General features: G+C 62.3%; 23 protein-coding genes. 8 read left to right on the top strand and 15 right to left on the bottom strand.

Annotated elements, in window-relative coordinates; genetic code table 11:
* Nucleotides 1-32 precede the first annotated feature (32 nt).
* Together H3221_RS03805 and H3221_RS03800 are read left to right on the top strand one after the other, a co-directional pair.
* Entirely contained in the window at nt 33-1,097 is a 1,065-nt protein-coding gene (locus tag H3221_RS03805) for a DUF2157 domain-containing protein (protein WP_196475456.1), read from the top strand.
* Entirely contained in the window at nt 1,094-1,855 is a 762-nt protein-coding gene (locus tag H3221_RS03800) for a DUF4824 family protein (RefSeq protein WP_196475457.1), read from the top strand. Before H3221_RS03805 ends, H3221_RS03800 begins: the two co-directional genes overlap by 4 nt.
* Here the strand turns inward: H3221_RS03800 and H3221_RS03795 are convergent.
* The 7 genes from H3221_RS03795 to yrfG all read right to left on the bottom strand — a co-directional run bounded on the left by H3221_RS03795 (nt 1,849) and on the right by yrfG (nt 8,553).
* Nucleotides 1,849-2,295 carry a glycine zipper domain-containing protein gene (locus H3221_RS03795; protein ID WP_196475458.1) on the bottom strand — a complete coding sequence of 149 codons (447 nt, stop codon included), beginning with the start codon at nt 2,293-2,295 and terminating at the stop codon, nt 1,849-1,851. The genes H3221_RS03800 and H3221_RS03795 overlap by 7 nt on opposite strands.
* A gap of 86 nt (nt 2,296-2,381) precedes the next feature.
* Nucleotides 2,382-4,721 carry an FdhF/YdeP family oxidoreductase gene (locus H3221_RS03790; RefSeq protein ID WP_196475459.1) on the bottom strand — a complete coding sequence of 780 codons (2,340 nt, stop codon included), beginning with the start codon at nt 4,719-4,721 and terminating at the stop codon, nt 2,382-2,384.
* A complete protein-coding gene (gene fdhD, locus H3221_RS03785) occupies nt 4,718-5,533 on the bottom strand; it encodes a formate dehydrogenase accessory sulfurtransferase FdhD (RefSeq protein ID WP_196475460.1) in 816 nt (271 codons plus the stop codon). Before fdhD ends, H3221_RS03790 begins: the two co-directional genes overlap by 4 nt.
* A 97-nt stretch (nt 5,534-5,630) precedes the next feature.
* On the bottom strand, nt 5,631-6,518 hold the full coding sequence (locus tag H3221_RS03780) for a LysR family transcriptional regulator (protein WP_045733798.1): 888 nt from the start codon (nt 6,516-6,518) through the stop codon (nt 5,631-5,633).
* A 19-nt stretch (nt 6,519-6,537) separates the two neighbouring features.
* Nucleotides 6,538-7,272, bottom strand: a complete 735-nt coding sequence (locus H3221_RS03775) for a hypothetical protein (protein WP_196475461.1) — start codon at nt 7,270-7,272, stop codon at nt 6,538-6,540.
* Nucleotides 7,259-7,882, bottom strand: a complete 624-nt coding sequence (locus tag H3221_RS03770) for a biosynthetic peptidoglycan transglycosylase (protein WP_196475462.1) — start codon at nt 7,880-7,882, stop codon at nt 7,259-7,261. Before H3221_RS03770 ends, H3221_RS03775 begins: the two co-directional genes overlap by 14 nt.
* Entirely contained in the window at nt 7,882-8,553 is a 672-nt protein-coding gene (yrfG, locus tag H3221_RS03765; RefSeq protein WP_196475463.1) for a GMP/IMP nucleotidase, read from the bottom strand. The genes H3221_RS03770 and yrfG overlap by 1 nt, the downstream gene beginning before the upstream one ends.
* A gap of 109 nt (nt 8,554-8,662) precedes the next feature.
* Here yrfG and nudE point away from each other — a divergent pair, with 109 nt between their 5' ends.
* Nucleotides 8,663-9,229 carry an ADP compounds hydrolase NudE gene (gene nudE / locus H3221_RS03760; protein WP_196475464.1) on the top strand — a complete coding sequence of 189 codons (567 nt, stop codon included), beginning with the start codon at nt 8,663-8,665 and terminating at the stop codon, nt 9,227-9,229.
* The gene (cysQ, locus tag H3221_RS03755) at nt 9,226-10,050 is read left to right on the top strand and encodes a 3'(2'),5'-bisphosphate nucleotidase CysQ (protein WP_196475465.1); all 825 of its coding nucleotides are present in this window, start codon (nt 9,226-9,228) and stop codon (nt 10,048-10,050) included. The genes nudE and cysQ overlap by 4 nt, the downstream gene beginning before the upstream one ends.
* 58 nt (nt 10,051-10,108) lie before the next feature.
* Here the strand turns inward: cysQ and H3221_RS03750 are convergent, their stop codons facing one another.
* The 8 genes from H3221_RS03750 to gshB form a co-directional block, all read right to left on the bottom strand.
* Nucleotides 10,109-12,016 carry a beta-ketoacyl synthase gene (locus H3221_RS03750; RefSeq protein ID WP_196475466.1) on the bottom strand — a complete coding sequence of 636 codons (1,908 nt, stop codon included), beginning with the start codon at nt 12,014-12,016 and terminating at the stop codon, nt 10,109-10,111.
* A 314-nt stretch (nt 12,017-12,330) separates the two neighbouring features.
* Nucleotides 12,331-13,602 (bottom strand): dihydroorotase, encoded by a 1,272-nt coding sequence (locus H3221_RS03745; RefSeq protein ID WP_196475467.1) that lies wholly within the window; start codon nt 13,600-13,602, stop codon nt 12,331-12,333.
* Nucleotides 13,602-14,609 (bottom strand): aspartate carbamoyltransferase catalytic subunit, encoded by a 1,008-nt coding sequence (locus tag H3221_RS03740; protein WP_196475468.1) that lies wholly within the window; start codon nt 14,607-14,609, stop codon nt 13,602-13,604. Before H3221_RS03740 ends, H3221_RS03745 begins: the two co-directional genes overlap by 1 nt.
* Nucleotides 14,610-14,620: 11 nt before the next feature.
* Nucleotides 14,621-15,124, bottom strand: a complete 504-nt coding sequence (gene pyrR, locus H3221_RS03735) for a bifunctional pyr operon transcriptional regulator/uracil phosphoribosyltransferase PyrR (RefSeq protein WP_196475469.1) — start codon at nt 15,122-15,124, stop codon at nt 14,621-14,623.
* A 30-nt stretch (nt 15,125-15,154) separates the two neighbouring features.
* The gene (ruvX, locus tag H3221_RS03730; protein ID WP_196475554.1) at nt 15,155-15,592 is read right to left on the bottom strand and encodes a Holliday junction resolvase RuvX; all 438 of its coding nucleotides are present in this window, start codon (nt 15,590-15,592) and stop codon (nt 15,155-15,157) included.
* Nucleotides 15,589-16,158, bottom strand: coding sequence for a YqgE/AlgH family protein (locus H3221_RS03725; protein WP_196475470.1), 570 nt, complete (start codon nt 16,156-16,158; stop codon nt 15,589-15,591). The genes ruvX and H3221_RS03725 overlap by 4 nt, the downstream gene beginning before the upstream one ends.
* 188 nt (nt 16,159-16,346) lie before the next feature.
* On the bottom strand, nt 16,347-17,243 hold the full coding sequence (locus H3221_RS03720; protein ID WP_196475471.1) for an energy transducer TonB: 897 nt from the start codon (nt 17,241-17,243) through the stop codon (nt 16,347-16,349).
* Between the two features lie 88 nt (nt 17,244-17,331).
* On the bottom strand, nt 17,332-18,288 hold the full coding sequence (gene gshB / locus H3221_RS03715; protein WP_196475472.1) for a glutathione synthase: 957 nt from the start codon (nt 18,286-18,288) through the stop codon (nt 17,332-17,334).
* 240 nt (nt 18,289-18,528) lie between these two features.
* Between gshB and pilG the strand changes: the two genes are divergently transcribed.
* The 4 genes from pilG (at nt 18,529) to H3221_RS03695 (ending at nt 22,236) form a co-directional block, all read left to right on the top strand.
* Nucleotides 18,529-18,936, top strand: coding sequence for a twitching motility response regulator PilG (gene pilG, locus H3221_RS03710; protein WP_017678433.1), 408 nt, complete (start codon nt 18,529-18,531; stop codon nt 18,934-18,936).
* Between the two features lie 46 nt (nt 18,937-18,982).
* Nucleotides 18,983-19,348, top strand: coding sequence for a twitching motility response regulator PilH (gene pilH / locus H3221_RS03705; RefSeq protein WP_160018989.1), 366 nt, complete (start codon nt 18,983-18,985; stop codon nt 19,346-19,348).
* Between the two features lie 45 nt (nt 19,349-19,393).
* Nucleotides 19,394-19,927 (top strand): chemotaxis protein CheW, encoded by a 534-nt coding sequence (locus tag H3221_RS03700; RefSeq protein WP_196475473.1) that lies wholly within the window; start codon nt 19,394-19,396, stop codon nt 19,925-19,927.
* 272 nt (nt 19,928-20,199) lie between these two features.
* On the top strand, nt 20,200-22,236 hold the full coding sequence (locus tag H3221_RS03695; RefSeq protein ID WP_196475474.1) for a methyl-accepting chemotaxis protein: 2,037 nt from the start codon (nt 20,200-20,202) through the stop codon (nt 22,234-22,236).
* Nucleotides 22,237-22,241 lie beyond the last annotated feature (5 nt).

The raw sequence follows: 22,241 nt of genomic DNA, 5'->3' as shown, positions 1-22,241 counted from the left end.
GGCTGTGGGCAATTATCCGCCAGAGAGTGCCCATGTCCGATCTTGAACGTGAGCAGGCGCAGCGACGCGCCGCTCGCATCGCCGCCTTCCGCGAGGAGCTGGCCGAGCTGCGCCAGGAGCAAGTGCTGCAGCTGAGCGAGGCACAGGAACAGGCCGTCACCGATCACCATCGCCAGTTGCTGGCTCACTTTCGCCAGGCGCTGGATATCGACGCCGATGCGCGTGCGCGCCAGCTGTCGCTGGGCATGCGCCTGGCCTCGCTGTTCGGTGCGCTGGCGCTGTCGGCCGGGCTGTTTTTCCTGTTCTACCAGTTCTGGGGGCTGTTCGATGCTGCCGCTCAGGTCGCCATTCTCGTCGGCAGCAGCCTCGGCAGTCTGCTGCTGTGCTTCTGGCTGCAGGCCCGCGACACCTCTGGCTATTACGCCAAGCTGGCCGCCGTGCTGGCGTTCGTCTGTTTCGTGCTGAACCTGTCGATGCTTGGGCAGATCTTCAATATCACCCCGTCCGACAAAGCCCTGCTGCCTTGGGGTGCGTTGGCGCTGTTATTGGCTTACCAGTGCCGCCAGCGGCTGCTGCTGGTGGTGGCGTTGCTGTGCTTCGGCCTGTTCGTCGCGGCTCGCCTGGGGGATTGGGCGGGCTGGCACTGGTGGTCGCTGGGCGAACGACCGGAGCTGTTCTTGCCACTGGCTGCGCTGCTGCTGGTGCCGCAATGGCTCGATCAGCGGCGTTATGCGGGGTTCGCCGCCTGCTACCGAGTGGTAGGGTTGCTCTACCTGCTAGGCCCGGTTCTGGTCCTGTCCTATTGGGGCGGCGGCAGCTACCTCGCCTGGCCGACGGGCTGGATCGAGGCGTTCTACCAGACGCTCGGCTTCGTACTGGCTGGGTCGACCGTATGGCTGGGCATTCGCCGCGGCTGGAGTGAGGTGGTCAACACAGGTCTGGTCTTCGCATTGATCATGCTATTCGCCAAGCTGTTCGACTGGTGGTGGCAGTTGCTGCCGCGTTACCTGTTCTTCCTCCTGCTCGGGCTGATCGCTGTGCTGCTGCTGGTGATGCTGCAACGCTGGCGGCGCAGCGCTCCGGGAGGTGTGCAATGAAGCGATCAGCGTGGCTTGCTCTCGGCGTGGTGCTGTTGAGCAATGCCGTTGCCCTGGGCGGCGTCTGGTACAACCGCAGCGGCGAACCCGAGGCGCAACTACTGCTTAGCGAGCGCGAGCTGCAACGTGACTACGGTGGCTGGTTGCGCGGTGAGGGCGACGGCGTGCTGCGCCTGCAACTGAGCTGGCAGCGCCCTGGTGATGGCTGGCAGTTGCCCTGGCTGGACGAGGCCAAGCTGAGCGAGTTGGGATTCTCTGCCACCGACACCCTTAGCCGGCAGCCGGCACGTGACGTCTGGTTGGTGCTGGAGCTGGAGGGGGCGCTTTACCGCAGTCAGGTAGAGCAGGCCCGTCAGGCATTGGCCGCTGCTGAGCACGAGTTGCAGGCCGAGCCCCAGAGTGAGGTGTTGCGGCAAGAGCGTGATGATCGCCAGCGCCGCCTGCAATTCGTCGAGCAGCAAGCCAGCCGTCTGATGCTGGTGGATGCGGGGGTGGATGCGCAGGTGCTGCGTCAGCGCTGGCCGAATAGACAGCACCAGGTATTACTGGCCGGAAGCATCGAGCCTTACCGCCACGGTACCGAGGCCGGTTATGGCGCGACCATTCGCCTGCAGAACGACCGCCTGAGCGTTCCTCATGCTTATCGCGAGCAAGCGCGTGGCTGGGCGCGTGGCCATGAGCAAACAGGGTTCAAGGCACAGGTCGAAGTCGCCTTCGGTCGTCGCCATGAACCCTGGGTGCTCAGCATCCGTCAGTGATGGCGCCAGTGCTTGTGGTGCTTCTTGTGTTTCTTGCCATGGTAGTGGCGGTGATGCTTGCCGCGACGATCGTCGTCGTAGCTGGCATTGCCCATGTAGTTGCCCAGCGCGCCACCGGCGCCGCCGCCGACTGCAGCACCGACCACGCCGCCGGTGTTACCACCGACCTGCTGACCAACGACGTTGCCGCCGGCTGCGCCCAGCGCGCCGCCAATGGCGGCTTCGGTACGGCTGCGACGGTCGGCACCGACCATGCTGCCGGCCGCGCCGCCGAGACCGGCACCGACCGCCGCGCCGGTGTTGCCGCCGACCTGCTGGCCAACCATCGCGCCTACTGCGCCGCCCAGGGCACCACCCAAACCGGCTTCGGTACTGCCGGCAAAGGCGAAGCCGCCGCTGCTCAGGCCAAGGGAAAGAAAGAAGAATTGCAGAGACTTCATGGACACCTCGATCACAGGATTCGCCGGTCAATGGCGAGCGTTACGCCATTGACCGGTGATCTGCGCAGGAGGTTCCTGGCCGCCTGTCAGCTCGCTGCGCTACTACCCAGCAGGTTGCCGCCGCTGGCCGCCTGCAGACGAATGGCGACGAACTTGCTGGTCGGTGTGCTGCTGCCGACGCCGGCGCTTTCCAGCGGCACCAGCGGGTTGGCCTCGGGAAAGTAGGCAGCGGCCTGGCCGGCCGGGATGTCGAAGGCGAGCAGAGTGAAGCCGCTGACGCGACGTTCGATGCCATCGTTCCACAGCGAGCGGATGTCCACCTTCTGCCCGGGCTTGAAGCCCAGGCGGAGGATGTCCGCCTCGTTGGCGAAGAGCACGTCACGCTGGCCGCGCACGCCCCGGTAGCGGTCGTCGAGGCCATAAACCGTGGTGTTGTACTGGTCGTGCGAGCGCAGGGTCTGCAGGATCAGATCCGGCGTTTCACCGCTTTCGCGCACCTGCGATGGCAGCAGGTCGGCAAGCAGGGCATTGGCCTTGAAGTTGGCCTTGCCGGATGCGGTTTTCCACTGCCGCGCGCCCGCCGAGTTGCCGAGGTAGAAACCGCCGGGGTGGGCGACACGCTGGTTGAAGTCGTGGAAGCCGGGAATGGTATCGGCGATCAGTTCGCGGATGCGGTCGTAGTCAGCGATCAGTGCGTCCCAGTCCACCGGGTGGTTGCCCAGTGTGGCCTTGGCGATGCCGGCGACGATGGCCGGCTCCGAGCGCATCTCGCTGCCGGCAAGCGGTTCGAGCTGGCCGTAGGAGGCGTGGATCATGCTGAACGAGTCTTCCACCGTCACCGCCTGCGGGCCGCCGGCCTGGTGGTCGATGTCGGTACGCCCGAGGCACGGCAGGATCAGCGCATCACGACCGACGGTGAGGTGGCTGCGGTTGAGCTTGGTGCTGATCTGCACGGTGAGGTCGCAGCTCTGCAGCGCCTTGTGCGTGCGCGGGCTGTCCGGCGTGGCCTGGGCGAAGTTGCCGCCGAGGCCGATGAATACCTTGGCCTGGCCGTCGATCATGGCGTTGATCGCCTCGACCGTATTGTGGCCGTTCTCGCGTGGCACCTTGAACTGGAAGCGTTTTTCCAGGGCATCAAGCAGCGTGACCGGCGGGCGGTCATTGATGCCCATGGTGCGGTCGCCTTGCACGTTGCTGTGGCCGCGCACCGGGCACAGGCCGGCGCCGGGGCGGCCGAGGTTGCCGCGCAGTAGTTGCAGGTTGACGATTTCCTGGATGGTGGCCACTGAGTGGTGGTGCTGGGTGATGCCCATGGCCCAGCAGATGATCACGCGCTCGGCGCGGCGGTACATGCGGGCGGCCTGTTCGATTTCCTGCAGGCTGAGACCGGACTGAGCCTCCAGCGCCTCCCAACTGCAAGCGTCGAGCAACTGCAGATAAGCCTCGACGCCGTCGGTGTGCTCGGCGATGAACGCATGGTCGAACACGGCCGGTTCGCCATTGGCCTGCGCCTCGCGCTCCCACTGCAGGAGGAACTTGGCGATGCCGCGCAGGGCGGCCATGTCGCCGCCCAGCGCCGGACGGAAGAAAGCCGTATTCAGCGGCTCGGAACCGTTGGTGAGCATCTCCAGCGCGTGTTGCGGATGCTGGAAGCGCTCCAGGCCACGTTCCTTGAGCGGGTTGAAGCAGACCACCTGGGCGCCGCGTTTGACCGCTTCACGCAGCGGCTCGAGCATGCGTGGGTGATTGGTACCAGGGTTCTGACCCAGCACGAAAATGGCGTCGGCATGCTCGAAATCGTTGAAGGTCACGCTGCCCTTGCCGATTCCCACGCTTTGGCCCAGGGCGACACCGCTGGCCTCGTGGCACATGTTCGAGCAGTCGGGGAAGTTGTTGGTGCCATAGGCGCGCACGAACAACTGGTAGAGGAAGGCAGCCTCGTTGCTGGCCCGGCCGGAGGTATAGAACTCGGCATGGTCCGGGTTCGGCAGAGCCTTGAGGTGCCGGGCGATCAGGGCGAAGGCGTCATCCCAACTGGTCTGCACGTAGCGATCGGTACTGGCGTCGTAGCGCATCGGATGCGTCAGGCGACCCTGGTACTCGAGCCAGTAGTCACTCTGCTCACGCAGTTGGCTGACCGTGTAGCGGGCGAAGAAGGACGCATCGACGCGGCGCTTGGTGGCCTCCCAGTTGACCGCCTTGGCACCGTTCTCGCAGAACTTGATGTGACCGTCTTCGGGCGAATCGCCCCAGGCGCAGCCGGGGCAGTCGAAGCCGCCGTTCTGGTTGGTCTTGAGCAGCGCGCGCAGGTTCTTGAACGGTTGTTTGCTGTCCAGCCAGAAACGGGTGACGGCGTTCAGCGCGCCCCAACCGGCAGCAGGGCCGCTGTAGGGCTTGTAACGGGGATTGACGGGTTGCAGGCTCATGGTCGTTCTTCTTCGTCAGGCGCGGGGCTGTAGACCCGCGGCGTGCTGTGATGGGGCAGGTGGATCAGGTTGAGGCGGTGGCGCCGCGCCCAGTCCACGGTCAGGGCGGTGGGCGCGGACAGGCTCACCAGCGTGCCGATACCGGCACGTACCGCCTTGTGCAGCAGCTCCAGGCTGCAGCGACTGGTGACCAGGGCGAAGCCGCCATGGGTGTCGAGGCGCTCGCGGGCGATGGCGCCGATCAGCTTGTCCAGGGCGTTGTGGCGACCGATGTCTTCGCGGCACAGACGAATCTCGCCGCTGGCGTCGATGAACAGGGCGGCATGCAACGCGCCGCTGTGGCGTGCCAGTTGTTGCTTGTCAGCGATGCGTTCGCGCAGGCCAGTCAGGTGTTCGAGCGGCGGCAACGCAGCGCCGGGCAGGGCAGGCAGGGCCGGTAGCGCCTGTTCCAGAGCATCCACACCGCACAGGCCACAGCCACTGGTGCCGGCCATTTGCCGGCGTTGCTGCTTGAGCGCCCAGAAGGCTCTGCTGCTGACCTGCAGGCGTGCTTCGCGACTGTCACCGAGGCCGCGCAACTGGATGTCATAGATGTCGTCGATGGACTTGATCAGGTCGTTACCGAGACTGAAGCCGACGGCAAAGTCTTCCAGATGATGGGGGGAAACCATCATCACGGCCTGGTTCAGGTCGTTGTAGCTGATTGCCAGGGCACATTCTTCCGCCAGTGCGGCGTGCTGCGCACGACCGTCACCGAGTTCGGCGTAGGTGTAGGCACTGGCGATGTGCGACTGGGCGGCTGGCTTGGCCATCGAGGCGCGCTCTGTGACAGATTGACACAGCCAAGCCTAGGCCCATGAGCGGGGAGCGTCTAATCGTTGGCTTTGATGTGTTGATCGAGCAAATCTATCAAGCGTCCGCCAGCCACTCACGTGCCTCTTCGAAGCACGCTTGCGCGAGCGGTGAGGCAGGGGCGCTACGCCGCATGATCAGGCCCTGAGGTGCCAGGGTATGAGCCTCCTCGATGGGTAGAAGGCGCAGGTGACCGTCGGTCGGAGCACCGTCGGCCGGCAACGGCATGACGCTGCAGCACAGACCGGCGCTGACCGCTTGAGTCAGGTGGTGCACGGCGTCGGCTTCCAGGCGCACCTGTGGGCTAAGGCCGCGAGCACGGAAACTGTGATCGATGGACTGGCGAAAGTGCATACCCGTGGAGAGCAGGCCCAGGGGCAGGTTGGCCAACTGCTCCCAGCGCAGGCTGCTGCTGACGAAGTGGAAGTGACGCTGATCGTAGAGCAGACCCATGCGTGCTTCGGCCAACTCCAGGCTGGCGAAGTGCTCGCGGTCGAGTCGGTCGAGATAGGACAGGCCAAGGTCGAGCTGATTACGTACCAGTCCCTCGAGAATCTGATCGCTGCTCAGCGCATGCAGCTGAAAGCGCAGCCCGGGGTGACGCTCGGCGAACAGGCTGATCAGGCGCATCGGGTCGAAACTGGCCAGCGGCACCACGCCCAGGCGCAAGGTGCCGACCAGGTGCCCACGGCAGGCGGCAGCCTCGGCGAGCAGGCCGTCCTGCGCCGCCAGCAGGCTGCGCGCCCAGGCCAGGATACGCTCACCTTCGGCGCTGAAACCCTCGAAACGCTGCCCGCGGCGCACCAGTTCCAGGCCCAGTTCGTCCTCCAGTTGGCGCAGGCGCATGGACAGCGTCGGCTGGGTCACGTGGCAGCGTGCGGCGGCCTGACCGAAGTGGCGGGTCTCGTCGAGGGCGACGAGAAATTTCAGCTGCTTTATGTCCATGATTATGATTGCCCATTTTTTAGGCTAGGTTTGGCTTTTCGGTATTTTCGCGAGCTAATAATAGTGTCTTATGCTGATTTGGTAACGTGCTTAGCGCGTAGTTCAAATTTGTCATTAGTTGTTTTGTGAATGCATCCCAGTTTTTATATACGCGCATGCTGCATTTTTTGAAATTTAAGTCTGGGTCTGAAGCTTTAAGTCTTTCATTGAGTGCCCACATTTTTTGATTTATTAGTTGTGCGGTCGTGTATCTGTTGGGGATCTTATATGGATCTAGAAAGCCTTCTCTTGCATTCTTTGGTAATGTAATTTGGCTAGATTGCCAATGATTATTTTCTGTTGTGTTGCGGGGGGTGATTCTTGCGGACTTTATATCATTAATCCAGGTTTCGAGATCGTTGTTTAATTCGTTGAAGAGTTTTTCTGATATTGCAGTTAGATCTAGATCGGAGTCGTCCCCAAACTTTTTTCCAAAGTTAGGGTGGGCTGTTGGAGAAAATCCTAGCTTTGCACTGCCTATGACGACGATTTCGGATGGGTTTATTTTGATTTCTCTGGCAACCCACGCTCTCATTGTTTCATATATTAAAGGTTTGTGTTTGAAAGAGAAGGGTATGTTCTCAAGGAATCTCGATCTTACTAACGACTTCAACTCATCTGAGTTGAGCTTTTCTGCAAGTTCAATGAAGTCGTAAGGTGTTAAATAGCTAAAGAAGTGATCGCTGCTTATTGCAGTTGTATTAAATGGCTGCATTATTAATCCCCAGGTCTTCCTTGGTTGAGTGGTTTTTTTGTAAGTCCATGATGTATCGCGCCCGTAACAGGATTTTTTGCTTTCGCGATTTTTGCGGTTTTTGAGGTTCTGGGTAGCGTAATCTTGCAATTAGTTTTGCTGCTTGTAACTGCGTTAGAGAGGAGTTGTTTAATTTTAGTCTTGAGTAGGCTTGTTGTATGTTGTTCATGCCCCAGCCGTAATAGGCTGTCGAAATATAGCAATATGCAATTTCTTGTTTTTTGAATGTGGCGCTGAGCGCGCATGAAATAATTATTTCCTTTATTTTTCTGGTTGCTGTCCTTTCGTATTTTCCTGTTATGGTTCTGGTCAGTTGTTGTTCTATCGTGCTTGCCCCTTCTGTTCTGTTGTGGAGTATTTTGTTTCGAATGGCTCTCACGATTGCTATTGGGTCGTAACCTGCATGTTTGAGGTATCGTCTATCTTCGCCTGCTATTAAAGCAGAAAGCAGTAGTTCATTTTGGGCCATAAGGTAGTTTTTGCTATGTATTATTTCTGTTATGGCTTTCTTTGTGGAGTATATTTCATCCCTTAGAAATATTTTTCCTATTAATGAAATTAGTGTGCGCATTATCTGGCCGTTATATCTTTTGCTAGCTTGGCGTAACTATCCACCGCGGCGAATTCCTCGGTGTCTTTCGGTCCGGCCTGGCTGTCTGGCTGGCGCACGGCAAGCAAATGGGCGACACCGAACTGGCCGGCGCTGCGCAGGATCGGCAGGCTGTCGTCGATGAACAGGCTGCGCGCGGGGTCGAAGTCGACGTCCTGGCGCAGGGCGAACCAGAACTGTTGGTCCTCCTTGGGGAAGCCGTAGTCATGGGAGCTGATCAGGCGCTCGAACCAGGGCGCCAGCTCGACGCGCTCCATCTTCAGCGACAGTGAATCGCGGTGCGCGTTAGTGATCAGCACCACGCGCTTGCCGGCTTCGCGCAGGGCGCGCAGAAAGTGTTCGGCATCGGGGCGCAGGGCGATCAGATGAGCGATCTCGCGTTTGAGCTCGCGAATCGACAACTTCAGCTCGCGGCTCCAGAAATCGGTGCAGTACCAGTTCAGCGTACCGGCATGCTGGCGAAACAGTGGCAGCAGTTCGGCCTGGGCCAACGCCAGGCTGACGCCATGGTGCTCGGCGTAGCGCTGCGGCAGGTGGGTGAGCCAGAAGTGGTTGTCGAAATGCAGATCGAGCAGGGTGCCGTCCATATCCAGCAGGACGGTGTCGATCTGATGCCAGTGCAGTGCGTGCATACGCGCGTCTCAGTTGAGGCGATGGTTTAGCCTTGATGCAATCTCGGTCAGGGATAATGTGAAAAGCCGCTGTATGATAACCCGCTCGGTCCCGCCAAGGAGTTGCCTCATGCGCCAAAAACCCACGGTCCTCGCCCGCGAAATCGTCGCCAGCAGCCGTCTGTTTCGTGTCGAGGAAGTGCAGTTGCGCTTCTCCAACGGCACGGAGCGCACCTATGAGCGACTGGTTGGCAGCGGCTCCGGTTATGGCGCGGTGATGGTGGTCGCGATGCTCGACGCCGAGCACGCGGTGCTGATCGAGGAGTATTGCGGCGGCACCGACGACTATCAGCTGTCGTTGCCCAAGGGGCTGATCGAGCCAGGTGAAGACGTGCTGGTGGCGGCCAATCGCGAGCTCAAGGAGGAAGCCGGTTTTGGCGCGCACGAACTGGAGTACATCACCGAGCTGAGCCTGTCGCCCGGTTACATGAGCCAGAAGATCCAGGTGGTGCTCGCGCGCAATCTGTACGAGGAACGCCTGCCGGGTGATGAACCCGAGCCGATGCGGGTCGACCGCATCAGCCTGCGCGAGTTGTCTAGCCTGGTGCAGCACGAGCAGTTCAGCGAAGGGCGTGCGCTTGCGGCGCTCTACCTGGTGCGTGATCTGCTGACTCAGCGCGGGGAGTTCCGTCCGTGAGTCATCCTTTTATTCCTCAAGTGATCGAGCTGGTACGCGCGGCTGGCGCAGCGACCCTGCCTTACTGGCGCAGCGGTGTGGCGGTGACGGAGAAGGCCGATGCCTCGCCGGTGACCGCTGCCGACCTGGCCGCGCACCATATCCTGCTCGATGGCCTGCAGGCGCTGGCGCCGGAGGTGCCGGTGCTGTCGGAAGAGGCCGCCGATATCCCGCTGGCCGAGCGCGCTGCCTGGACGCGTTGGTGGCTGGTCGATCCGCTTGATGGCACCAAGGAGTTCATCGCCGGTTCCGATGAGTTCACCGTCAACGTCGCCCTGATCGAGCGTGGCCGTGTGGTCTTTGGCGTGGTTGGCATTCCCGCCAGCGGGCGCTGCTATTACGGCGGCGCGGGCATCGGGGCCTGGCGCAGCGAGGTGCCGGGCGAGGAGCAGTCGATCAGCGTGCGGCTTGCGCCCGTGCAGGGCTTCACCCTGGTGGCCAGCAAGCGTCATTCAAGCCCGGCGCAGGAAACCTTGCTGGCGGGGTTGGTTGCCCGTTTTGGTGAGCCGGCGTTGGCCAATATCGGCAGTTCGCTGAAGTTCTGCCTGCTGGCTGAAGGCAATGCCGACTGCTATCCGCGTCTGGCGCCCACCTCGCAGTGGGATACCGCCGCCGCGCAGGGCGTGCTGGAAGGCGCCGGTGGCGAGGTGCTGAATCTGAGCGGAGAAGTGCTCACCTACGAGGCGCGCGAATCCTTCCTCAACCCATCGTTTTTGGCCTTGCCGGCCGCTGCACCGTGGCGTGGCGAGCTGATCGAGCTGGCGCGGGCGCTTCAATCGTAGGGCGGATGAAACCCGCCGCGACATTGGCGGGTTGCACCCGCCCTGCAAGGCAACAGGCTCAATCGAGCATATCGCTGTAGCGCTCGTCCTTCTTGAACACCAGCGGCTGGTCGAAGCCCGGCACCTTCACTTCTTCGGTGGTGATGGAGATCGCCTGGTCGTCGATCATGTCGTTGCCGAAGTTGTAGATGATGTCCAGCTTGCCCTGCAGCGCCTGGCTGTCGTAGGCGGCAGCGGCGGCACGGGTGCCTTCACGGCGTGCCAGGTAGGCGTCGAAAGCGGCCTGGCCATGACGCTTGCGCAGCATGCGTTCGGTGACGTGCGGGGCCAGCACCAGGGCGCTGGCGTTGTTGCCGCCGAAACCCTTGGAGTTGATGAAGGCCACGTCCAGCGCCTGCTCACCCACCTTACGGTCTTCGGTGGACAGGCTCAGGTGATCCTGGTGTACGTCGCCGGCGACTGCGTCGATGGTCTTGATGCCTGGCACGATGCCGTACTTGAAGGCGCCGAGGGCAGCGATCACCTGGTCGCCGCTGGCGGTGGCCAGGGAGTGGCCAACGAAGGCCTTCACCGCCGTGATCGGCCATTGTTCGATGCCGAAGGCCGCCGCGACTCGGTCGAGAATCTCCGACTCGGTGACGCGGTTGGCCGGCGTGCTGGAACCGTGGGCATGGACGAAGCTGCGGCTGCGCACGGCGTCCAGGCCGAGCAGTTGCACGGCGCTGGCCACGGCCTTGGCCACGGTCAGGTAGTTGCCCGGGCCGGGGGCGGAAATGGACTTCTTGAAACCATCGGCGTTGATGAACACGTCTGGCACGGCGCCGTGGATGTCGGCGCCCAGTTCCAGTGCCAGCTCGTCGTCCATCAGCACCACGAACTGGCAGGCTTCGGCCAGGGTGAAACCGCAGTTGTCGCCGAACGGGCGGCTGGCGCGGCGGAAATCCACGTCGCTCTTGCCCTCGATCTGGCGCAGGCCTTCTTCGGTGGCCAGGGCGCCCATGGCGCCGTAACCCTCGATGCACTCCTGGTTGATCGGCGCTTCGCTGCTGCCGACGATCACCACACGTGCCTTGCCCGAGGTGATCTGCTCGATGCCCTTCTGCAGGTTGTAGAGGAAGGTGGCGCAGGCGCCGGTGATGCTGCCGGTGGTGCCGACGCTGCCAAGCACGTAGGCGTTGATGAAATCGGCCGGCATGGTGTTCAGGCCCAGAGCCAGTTGCTTGGCGGTGACGCGGCCGCCCTTCAGGCGCGACTGCATCATGCCACCGAAGCCGTTCTCGTCGAGCTGGCTCATGATGCAGCTGGCGAACACGGCGATCTCGTCTGGTGCGACATGTTGAACGATGCGCTGCCAGTCGATGCCCACCGAACGCAGGGCGTCGGTGACACCGACCACGGTCATGGTCAGGCCGCGCGGGTGGAATCGTGCGTTGTACAGCTCACTCGGCTCGAAGCCGGTGGGCAGCTGACCGGCGGATTTCACCGCCAGCGGGCGGTAGCTGTCGACCTTGAATTCGCAGCTATTGTGCAGGGTGACGCGTACTTCATTGCCTTCGAGTTCTTCTAGCGACCAGTTGGCCGGCAGCGGCTCGGGCAGTTGTTTGCGCTGGGTGATGAAGCTCAGGTTGGCGCCATCGGCGGGGGCGACGCTGATGTTCTTCTGCCAGTGGGCAGCGTCCGGGTCCAGGTGTTGCTTCTCGATACGCCGCACCAGGGTGCCAGCCAGGATTTCCTTGGCGTAGCGGCTTTCGATGTCGGCGAGGCTCAGTGCCTGGCCGTCCTGATCCTGGTACTGGCCATCGACCACACGCACCAGCTTCATCATCTGCGCCAGCCCGGCCAGGGTTTCCTGGCGAGCCTGGGGGGCCAGCGACTCTTGCACGGTGCGACGGAAGCCATGGTGGAAGGAGCTGCGCCCGGCTGCGTTGTAACCCCCAAAACCCACGATCACAGGTAAGCGCGACATAAATCAAAAGCTCCTGAACAAGGCCAGCGCGACGCCAGGCCGGCGCCTCAGGGCGCGAGCGGGGTCATAGGGCGGTGGCGTTTGGAAAATTTCGGCTGCCTAACCTGACGTGGATCATGACCGTCGAGTCACTCATTCGTCCAATGTCGTGGCGAGAGTGAGGTGTGCCGCGGATGGGCGGGGCGTTAGCGGGGCAATGGACTGGGGTAGGGTGCGTCATGCGCACCGCTGTTTTCTGAAGGCTGGTGCGCATGGCCTAGGCGGCCCCGCGACACCCTGCTGGCAAGCCCGCCGGCTGGCGGGCTTGTGTCGGCTCAGCCCTGGTAGCTGATATGGCCGTCGACCAGCGTGTAGCGCACCGCACCGGGCAGACAATGGCCGAGGAAGGGACAGTTGCTGCCCTTGGAGTACCACTGCTCACCGGCGACGGTCGAGGCCCCTGCATCGAACAGCACGATATCGGCAGCGCCGCCGACGCGCAGCGAGCCAGCCGGCAGGCGCAGTGCGGCGGCCGGGCCATTGGTCAGGCGCGCCAGCAGCGTCGGCAGATCGAGCAGGCCGTCATGCACCAGGCTAAGGGCCAGCGGCAACAGCAACTGCACGCTGCTGATGCCCGGCTCGGTCGCGGCGAAAGGCGCCAGCTTGGCATCGCGCTCGTGTGGCTGGTGGTGGCTGGCGATGGCGCTGATGACTCCGGCTTTCACCGCTTCGCGCAGGCCATCACGGTCGGCCTGCGAGCGCAGTGGCGGTTGCACGTGATAGAGGCTGGAGAAGTCGATCAACGCCTCGTCGGTCAGGATCAGCTGGTATAGCGCCACATCGGCAGTCACCGGCAGGCCACGGGCCTGGGCGGCGGCGATCAGCTCGGCGCCACGGGCGCTGGTGATCTGGCTGAAGTGCGCGCGTACGCCGCTCTGTTCAACCAGCAGCAGGTCGCGGGCCAGGGCCACGGTTTCGGCGGTTTCCGGGATGCCGGCCAGGCCAAGGAAGCTGGCTGTCGGACCTTCGTGGGCCAGGCCGCCTTCGGCCAGATCGGCGTCCTGCGAGTGGAAGATTACCTGCAGGTCGAAGGTGGCTGCATATTCCAGAGCGCGGCGCAGGGTGCGGCTGCTGCGGAAGTTGTCCAGGCCGTTGCCGAAGGCCACGCAACCGGCGTCGCGCAGGGCGACCAGTTCGGCGAGCTGCTCGCCCGCCAGGCCTTTGCTCAGTGCGCCAATGGGGAAGACCTTGGTGTGCCCGGCTTCACGCGCGCGGTCGAGGATGAGCTCGGCCACGGCCGAGGTATCCAGTACCGGTTTGGTGAAGGGCGGGCAGCACAGGCTGGTGACACCGCCGGCCGCTGCGGCCAGGGTTTCCGTGGCGATGCTGCCCTTGCGGCTATAGCCGGGCTCGCGCAGGGCTACCGACAGGTCGACCAGGCCGGGCGCAGCGATCAGGCCCTGGGCGTCGAGGCGCTTGTCGCTGACGAAGCCAGTGGGCGCCTGGCCAGTGGCGACCAGTTTGCCCCCATCTATATAGAGGTCGGTGACCTGATCCAGGCCGCTGGCCGGGTCGATCACGCGAGCGCCGAGGATTGCAGTACGCATCAGTTGGCCTCCTCGGCGTTGAGTTGACGTTGGGCATTCTGCCCGCTCATGGCCATCGACAGCACCGCCATGCGGATGGCGATGCCGTAGGTGACCTGGTTGAGGATCACCGACTGCGGGCCGTCGGCCACCGCCGACTCGATCTCCACGCCGCGGTTGATCGGGCCCGGGTGCATCACCAGGGCATCGGGCTTGGCCAGCTTGAGACGTTGCTCTGTCAGCCCGAACAGGCGGTAGAACTCGCCCTCGCTGGGCAGCAGGCCGCCCTGCATGCGCTCGCGCTGCAGGCGCAGCATGATCACGACGTCGACGTCCTTGAGGCCCTCGTTGGCATCGCTGAACACGCGCACGCCATAGCTTTCCTCTAGGCCGATGGGCAGCAGGGTCTTCGGCGCAATGACGCGAATGTCAGGGCAGCCCAGGGTCTTCAGCGCCAACATGTTCGAGCGCGCCACCCGTGAGTGCAGGATGTCGCCGACGATGGCCACCGAGAGACTCTCGAAGTCGCCCTTGTGTCGGCGAATGGTGAGCATGTCGAGCATGCCCTGGGTCGGGTGCGCGTGACGGCCGTCGCCGCCGTTGATGATCGCCAGGTTAGGGCACACGTGCTCGGCAATGAAGTGCGCGGCGCCGGAGTCGGCATGGCGCACGACGAAGATGTCGGCGGCCATGGCTTCGAGGTTGCGCAGGGTGTCGAACAGCGTCTCGCCCTTGCTGGTGGAGCTGGTCGAGACGTTGAGGCTGATGACGTCGGCTGACAGGCGCTGGGCGGCCAGCTCGAAGGTGGTGCGGGTGCGCGTGGAGTTCTCGAAGAACACATTGCACACGGTCTTGCCGCGCAGCAGCGGGACTTTCTTCACCGCGCGTGCGCCGACTTCGAGGAAGGAGTCGGCGGTGTCGAGAATTTCGGTCAACAGCTCGCGGGGCAGGCCGTCGAGTGAGAGGAAGTGGCGCAGCTGACCTTGGTCGTTCAGTTGCAGCGGGCGCTTGGCGGCGAGTGGCGTCATCGCGGAGAGTCTCAGTTGGCGAGCGTCTGGAGTTCGAGGGTCAGCGGTGTGGGGCCAGACAATTTTACCCGCTCGTTGGCTGCCAGCGACAGGGTGGCACCGACCACGTCAGGGCGGATCGGCAGCTCATGGGCGCCCAGGTCGAGCAGGCTGACCAGGGTCACGCTGGCCGGGCGGCCGTAATCGAACAGTTCGTTCAGTGCGGCGCGAATGGTGCGCCCGCTCATCAGCACATCGTCGATCAGCACCAGGTGCTGGCTTTCGATCTCGAACGGCAGTTCGGAGGGTTGCACTTGAGGATGCAGGCCGTTCTGGGTGAAGTCGTCGCGGTAGAAGGACACGTCGAGAATGCCCAGTGCGTCATCGCGCCCCAGTGCTTGCAGCAGGGCTTGAGCGACCCAGACGCCGCCGGTGCGGATGCCGATGAAGCGCGGCTCGCTGATCTGGCGCTGATTCAGGTGTTGAGTCAGGGCGCTGGCCATGGCCGGCAGCAGATCGTTGGGGTTCGGTAGCATGGCAAAACTCCTTGATGCGGGCCGAGTCGCTCAGCCCGGACAGTTTTCCTCTAGCCAGCCCTGTAGTAGCAGGGCTGCGGCAATGGCGTCGACCGGGCGCTCGCGATAACCGCCGCTCTGGCCTTCGCGCAGGCGTTGGCCCTTGGCTTCGAAGGTGGTCAGGCGTTCATCGTGGGTATAGGCCGGCAGGTTGAAACGGCCATTGAGGCGGCGGGCAAATTTCTCGGCGCGGGCGCTCATCTCGCTTGGCGTGCCGTCCATGTTCAGCGGCAAGCCAACGACTAGTGCGTCTGGTTGCCACTCCTTGAGCAGCGCCTCGACACGGCTCCAGTCCGGCACGCCGTTCTGCGCCTTGAGCACGCACAGTTCGCGCGCCTGGCCGGTGATCACCTGGCCGACGGCGACGCCGATCTGCTTGGTGCCATAGTCGAAGCCCAGCAGCAGGCGCAGTGGCTTGTCGCTCATCAGGCGTGCCCGACCTGCGAGGTCAGCAGGCTGAGGTTGATCCCCAGGCGTGCGGCTGCGGCATTCAGGCGTTGATCGAATGGCAGGTCGAACAGAATGCTGCTGTCGGCGGGGCAGGTCAGCCAGGCGTTGTCGGCCAGTTCAGCCTCCAGTTGCCCGGCATCCCAGCCGGCGTAGCCGAGGGTGATCAGGTAGCGATCAGGGCCGCTGCCGTCGGCGATGGCGAACAATACGTCCTGCGAAGTGGAGAGGCCCAGTTCGCCCAACTCCAGGGTTGCCTGGTACTGCGGGCCGGCGGGGTGCAGGACGAAGCCGCGATCAGTCTGCACTGGGCCGCCCGCGAAGATCGGCAGGCTGTGGCACAGTGCAGCAGGCTCTTCGTCAGGACGCAGCTGTTCGAGCACATCCGCAAGGTTCAGGCCGTTCGGCTTGTTGATCACCAGGCCCATTGCGCCCTGCTCGTTGTGTTCGACCAGGTAGGTGACGGTCTGTGCAAAGTGCGGATCGGCCATGTGCGGCATGGCAATCAGGAAGTGGTGCTTGAGCGAGGTGGGGGCTGATTTCTTCATGACACCTAGTTTGGAGCCACAAGCTTCAGGCTACAAGCCGCAAGACGTGGGTGGATGACTGCTGGTGGTGCGTCATCCCTTAGGGTGCGCCGTGCGCACTGCCCAATCCGTAGCCCGGCTGAAATCCGGGAGCGGTGGTGAAACTCCCGGATTTCAGCCGGGCTACGGTAAAAAGCGACGTTGCCGGGTTAGTTGCTCGATAGTCGGTCACCGCGCTCGAAGCGCCAGGTGCGGATGATTTCAAGGCGGTCGATGTCGGTCAGGTCGCCGGTGAAGGGCGCATAGGGCGCTGCCAGGCGCACGATGCGTTGTGCGGCCTGGTCGAGCACGGCATGGCCGGAAGATTCCAGCACCTGTACCTCATACAGCGAGCCATCACGGTTGATCGATACCAGGAGGCGCAGGCTGCCGTATATACGTTGACGACGGGCATCGTCGGGGTAATTGAGGTTGCCGATGCGTTCGACCTTCTTGCGCCATTCGTCCTTGTACCAGGCACCCTTGTCGCGCATGGTCGAGGCGGCATTGAGTCGGTGGATCTTCGGACGCTTGGCGTACTGCTGAACTTCCTGGGCCAGTTCGGCTTCCAGGCTGGCGATCTCGGCTGACAGCTGAGCAGAGTCGAACACGGGGGCAGGCCGGGTCTGCGGAACCGGTTTGGTCTCTTCGCGTTTGACCGGGGTTTTCTGCTGCTGCGGCGCGCGCGTGGCAACCGCGGCCTTGGGCGCTTCCTGCCTGGTGGCGGGCTGTTGCGGGGTGGCGGGTGGTGTGACCTTGCGCACCTCGCTGTCCTGGAAGGGTGCCTGCTCGGTAGTTTTGGGTGCTGCGGCGTGTTCCAGCGTGCCGCTGCCCTGCTGGTTGTCCTGCGCCAGGAAGTCCGCTTCCTTGGGCTTCTCTTCACTCTTGAAGGTGGACAGCGTGATTTCCAGCGTCTTGCTGATTTCCGGCGGCGACTCCAGGGTGAAGCCGACGCCGAGGATCAGCGCCGCGTGCAGCGCTGCCGCGAGAAACAGGGTGAATCCCAGGCGGTCCGCCGGTCGGGCGTTGGCGGAGGAGGTGGTCGGTGGGGAGGCGGCTGCGTTCATCGCGTATCGGGTCTGCTTTCGAATGTCGCGCAGTCTGCCGGGTAGCAGTAGGCGCCTGCAAGTTGCGGGCGCCAGGCTGCCACCTGCGTCAAGCTTTTAAGCCGCGTTTGCGTGCAATGCAGTCCATAAGCTGTTCTCCGATGCGGGTGTCGAACGCGGCATCTATCTCACGGATACAGGTCGGGCTGGTGACATTGATTTCCGTCAGATGATCACCAATCACATCGAGCCCGACGAAGATCAGTCCCTTTTCGCGTAGCGTAGGGCCGACTGCCGTAGCAATTTCGCGATCACGTTCGGTCAGCGGTCGCGCCTCGCCACGACCTCCTGCAGCCAGGTTTCCGCGGGTCTCTCCGGCCGCCGGAATGCGCGCCAGGCAGTAGGCTACCGGTTCCCCGTCGATCATCAGGATGCGTTTGTCGCCGTCCTTGATCGCCGGCAGGTAGGCCTGCGCCATGATCTGCTGGTGGCCGTGCAGGGTCAGGGTTTCCAGAATCACCGAGAGATTCGGGTCGCCTTCGCGGTGGCGAAATATCTGCGATCCGCCCATGCCATCAAGGGGTTTGAGAATGATGTCACGGTGCTCATGGGCAAACTGGCGCACAATGTCGGGACGCCGGCTTACCAGAGTCGCTGGTGTGTATTGGGGAAACTGGGTGGCGAAGAACTTTTCATTGCAGTCGCGCAGACTCTGCGGCCGATTGACTACCAGTACGCCGTCGCGCTCCGCCTGCTCGAGCAGGTAGGTGGAGTAGACGAATTCGTTATCGAAGGGCGGGTCCTTGCGCATCAGGATCACGTCCAGCTCGGCGAGCGGCGTGTCCTGTTCCGCACCAAGGGTGAACCAGCGCTGTGGATCGTTGAACACTTCCAGAGAACGCAGGCGGGCACGGGCCTGGCCGCGAACCTGATAGAGATCCTGCTGCTCCATGTAGAACAGCGACCAGCCGCGTGCTTGAGCGGCCAGCAACATGGCCAGCGAGCTGTCCTTCTTGAAGGAGATGCTGGCAATAGGATCCATGACGATCCCGAGACGAAGGCTCATGGGGGGTAAACTCCGTGAGATAAGGGCGAAGGCCGGGTTGGCCGCGCCGAACGATGGCTGTCAGGGTGGCGCCGGCCGGGCTGCGTGGTCAAGGGCGGAGCTGCCCGGCAGGCTTATAGATTGCATCTGGAGAGTGTGCTAAAAAGGCCCGACGATTGGGTCAAGCCCCATCGAAGACTGGGCCTCAGGCATACTGATAACACGAATATAACGACTCACCGAGGCGATGGTAGGGCGAACATGGAACAGCATACCGAGGGTTTGAAAGTGATGGTGATCGACGATTCGAAAACGATTCGTCGCACCGCTGAAACTCTGCTGAAAAAAGTGGGTTGTGATGTCATCACTGCGGTCGATGGCTTCGATGCCCTGGCCAAGATTGCCGACACGCATCCCAGCATTATCTTTGTCGACATCATGATGCCGCGTCTCGATGGGTATCAGACCTGTGCCCTGATCAAGAACAACAGTGCTTTCAAGTCCACGCCAGTGATCATGCTGTCCTCCAAGGACGGTCTGTTCGACAAGGCCAAGGGGCGTATCGTCGGTTCCGATCAGTACCTGACCAAGCCTTTCAGCAAGGAAGAGTTGCTCGGTGCCATCAAGGCGCACGTGCCCGACTTCACCCCAGTGGAACAAGCCTCCTGACGTTCCGGCCTGACCGCCGCACGCCACTTCTGTATTGGGAAACACCATGGCTCGAATTCTGATTGTTGATGACTCCCCGACCGAGATGTACAAGTTGACCGCCATGCTGGAAAAACATGGGCATCAGGTACTGAAGGCGGAAAACGGCGCCGATGGCGTGGCTCTGGCTCGCCAGGAAAAACCCGACGCGGTGCTGATGGATATCGTCATGCCAGGCCTCAATGGCTTTCAGGCGACCCGTCAACTGACCAAGGACGCCGAGACCAGCCATATTCCGGTGATCATCGTCACCACCAAGGATCAGGAAACCGACAAGGTCTGGGGCAAGCGCCAGGGCGCCAAGGATTACCTGACCAAGCCGATCGACGAAGAAACCTTGCTGAAGACTCTCAATGCGGTACTGGCCGGCTGATGCCGTGCTGTCCGCTTACTAGATAAAAAGAAGGCCAAGGCTGGCATGTCCGTGCAGACTCCTTTCCAGATTCTCCTTGAGATTGATCAGCGTTGCCGGGTCTTGGCGGCTGGCCTGCCGTCGCAACAGGCGGCGGTACAGAGTTGGAGCGGTATCGGCTTTCGCATGGGCGAGCGATTCTTCGTCGCGCCGATGGGGGAAGTGGGAGAGGTGCTGCACGAGCCGCGCTACACCCTGCTGCCGGGTGTGAAGGGTTGGGTCAAAGGGGTGGCCAACGTGCGTGGCCGCCTGCTGCCGATCATGGACCTGTGCGGGTTCTTCGGTAATGAACTGTCGCCGCTGCGCAAGCTGCGGCGAGTGCTGGTGGTCGACCACCAGGAAATCTTCGCCGGCCTTACGGTCGACGAGGTTTTCGGTATGCAACATTTTCCGGTGGATGCATTTTCAGAACAACTGCCGCCTCTCGAGGCGAGCATTGCGCCGTTTATCCACGGAGTCTTTCAACGAGAACAACCCTGGTTGGTGTTCAGCCCTCATGCGCTGGCTGCCGATCAGGGCTTTCTCGACGTCGCGTATTAGCAAGCCGTTCAAATGTACAGGCAACGACTGCATGGATGCAGAGGATAGGGCAAAGCAGGAAGTCCGAGTCGAGGCAGGCAAGGCAGGGTGAAAGCGACCTCGAAAAGCGTAATTTACGGCTGTAAATGAGCATTTCGAGGTCGCTTTGGACGCAGTTTTGCCAATGCAGGTGGTTTCCAAAGAACCTGCAGATTTTCGGTTGGGTCGGTTCTTCCGACCCTTTGGCGTTACATGGGAACCGTAGTGCGGTCGGTCCAGGCGGGGGCCAGAAAATGAAAAAATTCAATGCAGGTAATTTGTTGGTCGGGGCACGCAGCAGCACGCTGATCGCGTCACTGTTCGTCGTGCTCATCGTTTCCATCGTGCTGTTGTTCGCGAACTTCGCCTACATCAACACTCAATCCAACTACGATACCGAGTACATCAGTCACTCCGGTGAACTGCGCGTACTGTCCCAGCGTATCGCCAAGAACGCCACGGAAGCGGCGGCAGGTACTGCCGAAGCCTTCGGCCTGTTGCGTGATGCGCGCAACGACTTCCAGCAGCGCTGGGGCTACCTGACCGATGGCGATGCCAGCAGCGGTTTGCCGCCGGCACCCGAGTCGGTACAGGCACAGATGGCTGCGGTCCAGCAGGACTGGGACAGCCTGCGGCAAAACACCGACTCCATTCTCGCCAGTGAGCAGACGGTACTGTCGCTGCACCAGGTAGCCGCCACCCTGGCGGAAACCATCCCGCAGCTGCAGGTCGAGTACGAGGAAGTGGTCGACATCCTGCTGGAAAGCGGTGCACCGGCTGCCCAGGTTTCTGTGGCCCAGCGTCAATCGTTGCTGGCCGAACGTATCCTCGGTTCGGTGAACAAGGTGCTGGCGGGTGACGAAGACTCGGTGCAGGCCGCCGACATGTTCGGTCGTGACGCCAGCCTGTTTGGTCGTGTACTGGCGGCGATGCTCGAGGGCAACGCAGCGATGGAAATCAGCCAGGTAACCGACGAGGAAGCCCTCGAGCGTCTGGCCGAGATTTCCGAACTGTTCGAATTCGTATCCGGCTCGGTGGACGAGATTCTCGAGACCTCGCCGGAACTGTTCCAGGTGCGTGAGTCGGCGAACTCCATCTTCACCGTGTCGCAGACCCTGCTGGACAAAGCCTCCGAGCTGGCTGGCGGCTTCGAAGACCTGGCCTCGGGCCGTGCGATCAACACACTGTTCGGTTACGTGCTGGGCGCTCTGGCACTGGGCTCGATCATCCTCATCGGTTTGGTGATGGTGCGTGAGACCAACCGTCGTCTGGCCGAGACTGCCGAGAAGAACGAACGTAACCAGGCGGCGATTCTGCGTCTGCTCGACGAAATCGCCGACCTCGCAGACGGTGACCTGACCGTGGCCGCGACGGTAACCGAAGACTTTACCGGTGCCATCGCCGACTCCATCAACTACTCCATCGACCAGCTGCGTGATCTGGTAGCCACCATCAACCTGACCGCCGTTCAGGTAGCCGGTGCTGCCCAGGAAACCCAGGCCACGGCGATGCACCTGGCCGAAGCGTCCGAGCACCAGGCGCAGGAAATTGCTGGCGCCTCCGCAGCGATCAACGAGATGGCCGTGTCGATTGACCAGGTATCGGCGAACGCCTCGGAATCCTCCGCGGTAGCGGAACGTTCCGTAGCCATCGCCAACAAGGGCAACGAAGTCGTACACAACACAATCACCGGCATGGATAACATCCGTGAGCAGATCCAGGACACCTCGAAGCGGATCAAACGCCTCGGTGAATCGTCCCAGGAGATCGGTGACATCGTTAGCCTGATCAACGACATTGCCGACCAGACCAACATCCTCGCACTGAACGCTGCGATCCAGGCCTCCATGGCTGGTGATGCGGGCCGCGGCTTCGCCGTGGTAGCGGACGAGGTACAACGCCTCGCAGAACGTTCTTCGGCGGCGACCAAGCAGATCGAGGCGCTGGTAAAAACCATTCAGACCGACACCAACGAAGCCGTTATCTCCATGGAGCAGACGACTTCCGAAGTGGTGCGCGGTGCTCGCCTGGCGCAGGACGCCGGTGTGGCACTGGAAGAGATCGAGAAGGTATCGAAAACCCTCGCGGCCCTCATCCAGAACATTTCCAACGCCGCCCGTCAGCAGGCCTCTTCAGCCGGCCACATTTCCAACACCATGAACGTGATCCAGGAGATCACTTCGCAGACGTCCTCGGGTACCACCGCCACCGCCAAGAGCATTGGTAACCTGGCCAAGATGGCCAGCGAGATGCGCAAGTCGGTGTCCGGCTTCACCCTGCCAGACGCCTGATAAAG

Origin of the sequence: Pseudomonas chaetocerotis (assembly GCF_015712105.2) — a bacterium.
GTDB classification, from domain to species: Bacteria; Pseudomonadota; Gammaproteobacteria; order Pseudomonadales; family Pseudomonadaceae; genus Aquipseudomonas; species Aquipseudomonas chaetocerotis.
This window is presented reverse-complemented; position numbering and strand designations above follow the sequence as displayed.

Bases quoted from the DNA above. Each gene is read 5' to 3' on its own strand.
- H3221_RS03805 (WP_196475456.1), top strand. From the start codon at position 33: ATGTCCGATCTTGAACGTGAGCAGGCGCAGCGACGCGCCGCTCGCATC.
- H3221_RS03800 (WP_196475457.1), top strand. From the start codon at position 1,094: ATGAAGCGATCAGCGTGGCTTGCTCTCGGCGTGGTGCTGTTGAGCAAT.
- H3221_RS03795 (WP_196475458.1), bottom strand. From the start codon at position 2,295: ATGAAGTCTCTGCAATTCTTCTTTCTTTCCCTTGGCCTGAGCAGCGGC.
- H3221_RS03790 (WP_196475459.1), bottom strand. From the start codon at position 4,721: ATGAGCCTGCAACCCGTCAATCCCCGTTACAAGCCCTACAGCGGCCCT.
- fdhD (WP_196475460.1), bottom strand. From the start codon at position 5,533: ATGGCCAAGCCAGCCGCCCAGTCGCACATCGCCAGTGCCTACACCTAC.
- H3221_RS03780 (WP_045733798.1), bottom strand. From the start codon at position 6,518: ATGGACATAAAGCAGCTGAAATTTCTCGTCGCCCTCGACGAGACCCGC.
- H3221_RS03775 (WP_196475461.1), bottom strand. From the start codon at position 7,272: ATGCAGCCATTTAATACAACTGCAATAAGCAGCGATCACTTCTTTAGC.
- H3221_RS03770 (WP_196475462.1), bottom strand. From the start codon at position 7,882: ATGCGCACACTAATTTCATTAATAGGAAAAATATTTCTAAGGGATGAA.
- yrfG (WP_196475463.1), bottom strand. From the start codon at position 8,553: ATGCACGCACTGCACTGGCATCAGATCGACACCGTCCTGCTGGATATG.
- nudE (WP_196475464.1), top strand. From the start codon at position 8,663: ATGCGCCAAAAACCCACGGTCCTCGCCCGCGAAATCGTCGCCAGCAGC.
- H3221_RS03750 (WP_196475466.1), bottom strand. From the start codon at position 12,016: ATGTCGCGCTTACCTGTGATCGTGGGTTTTGGGGGTTACAACGCAGCC.
- H3221_RS03745 (WP_196475467.1), bottom strand. From the start codon at position 13,602: ATGCGTACTGCAATCCTCGGCGCTCGCGTGATCGACCCGGCCAGCGGC.
- H3221_RS03740 (WP_196475468.1), bottom strand. From the start codon at position 14,609: ATGACGCCACTCGCCGCCAAGCGCCCGCTGCAACTGAACGACCAAGGT.
- pyrR (WP_196475469.1), bottom strand. From the start codon at position 15,124: ATGCTACCGAACCCCAACGATCTGCTGCCGGCCATGGCCAGCGCCCTG.
- H3221_RS03725 (WP_196475470.1), bottom strand. From the start codon at position 16,158: ATGAAGAAATCAGCCCCCACCTCGCTCAAGCACCACTTCCTGATTGCC.
- H3221_RS03720 (WP_196475471.1), bottom strand. From the start codon at position 17,243: ATGAACGCAGCCGCCTCCCCACCGACCACCTCCTCCGCCAACGCCCGA.
- gshB (WP_196475472.1), bottom strand. From the start codon at position 18,288: ATGAGCCTTCGTCTCGGGATCGTCATGGATCCTATTGCCAGCATCTCC.
- pilG (WP_017678433.1), top strand. From the start codon at position 18,529: ATGGAACAGCATACCGAGGGTTTGAAAGTGATGGTGATCGACGATTCG.
- pilH (WP_160018989.1), top strand. From the start codon at position 18,983: ATGGCTCGAATTCTGATTGTTGATGACTCCCCGACCGAGATGTACAAG.
- H3221_RS03700 (WP_196475473.1), top strand. From the start codon at position 19,394: ATGTCCGTGCAGACTCCTTTCCAGATTCTCCTTGAGATTGATCAGCGT.
- H3221_RS03695 (WP_196475474.1), top strand. From the start codon at position 20,200: ATGAAAAAATTCAATGCAGGTAATTTGTTGGTCGGGGCACGCAGCAGC.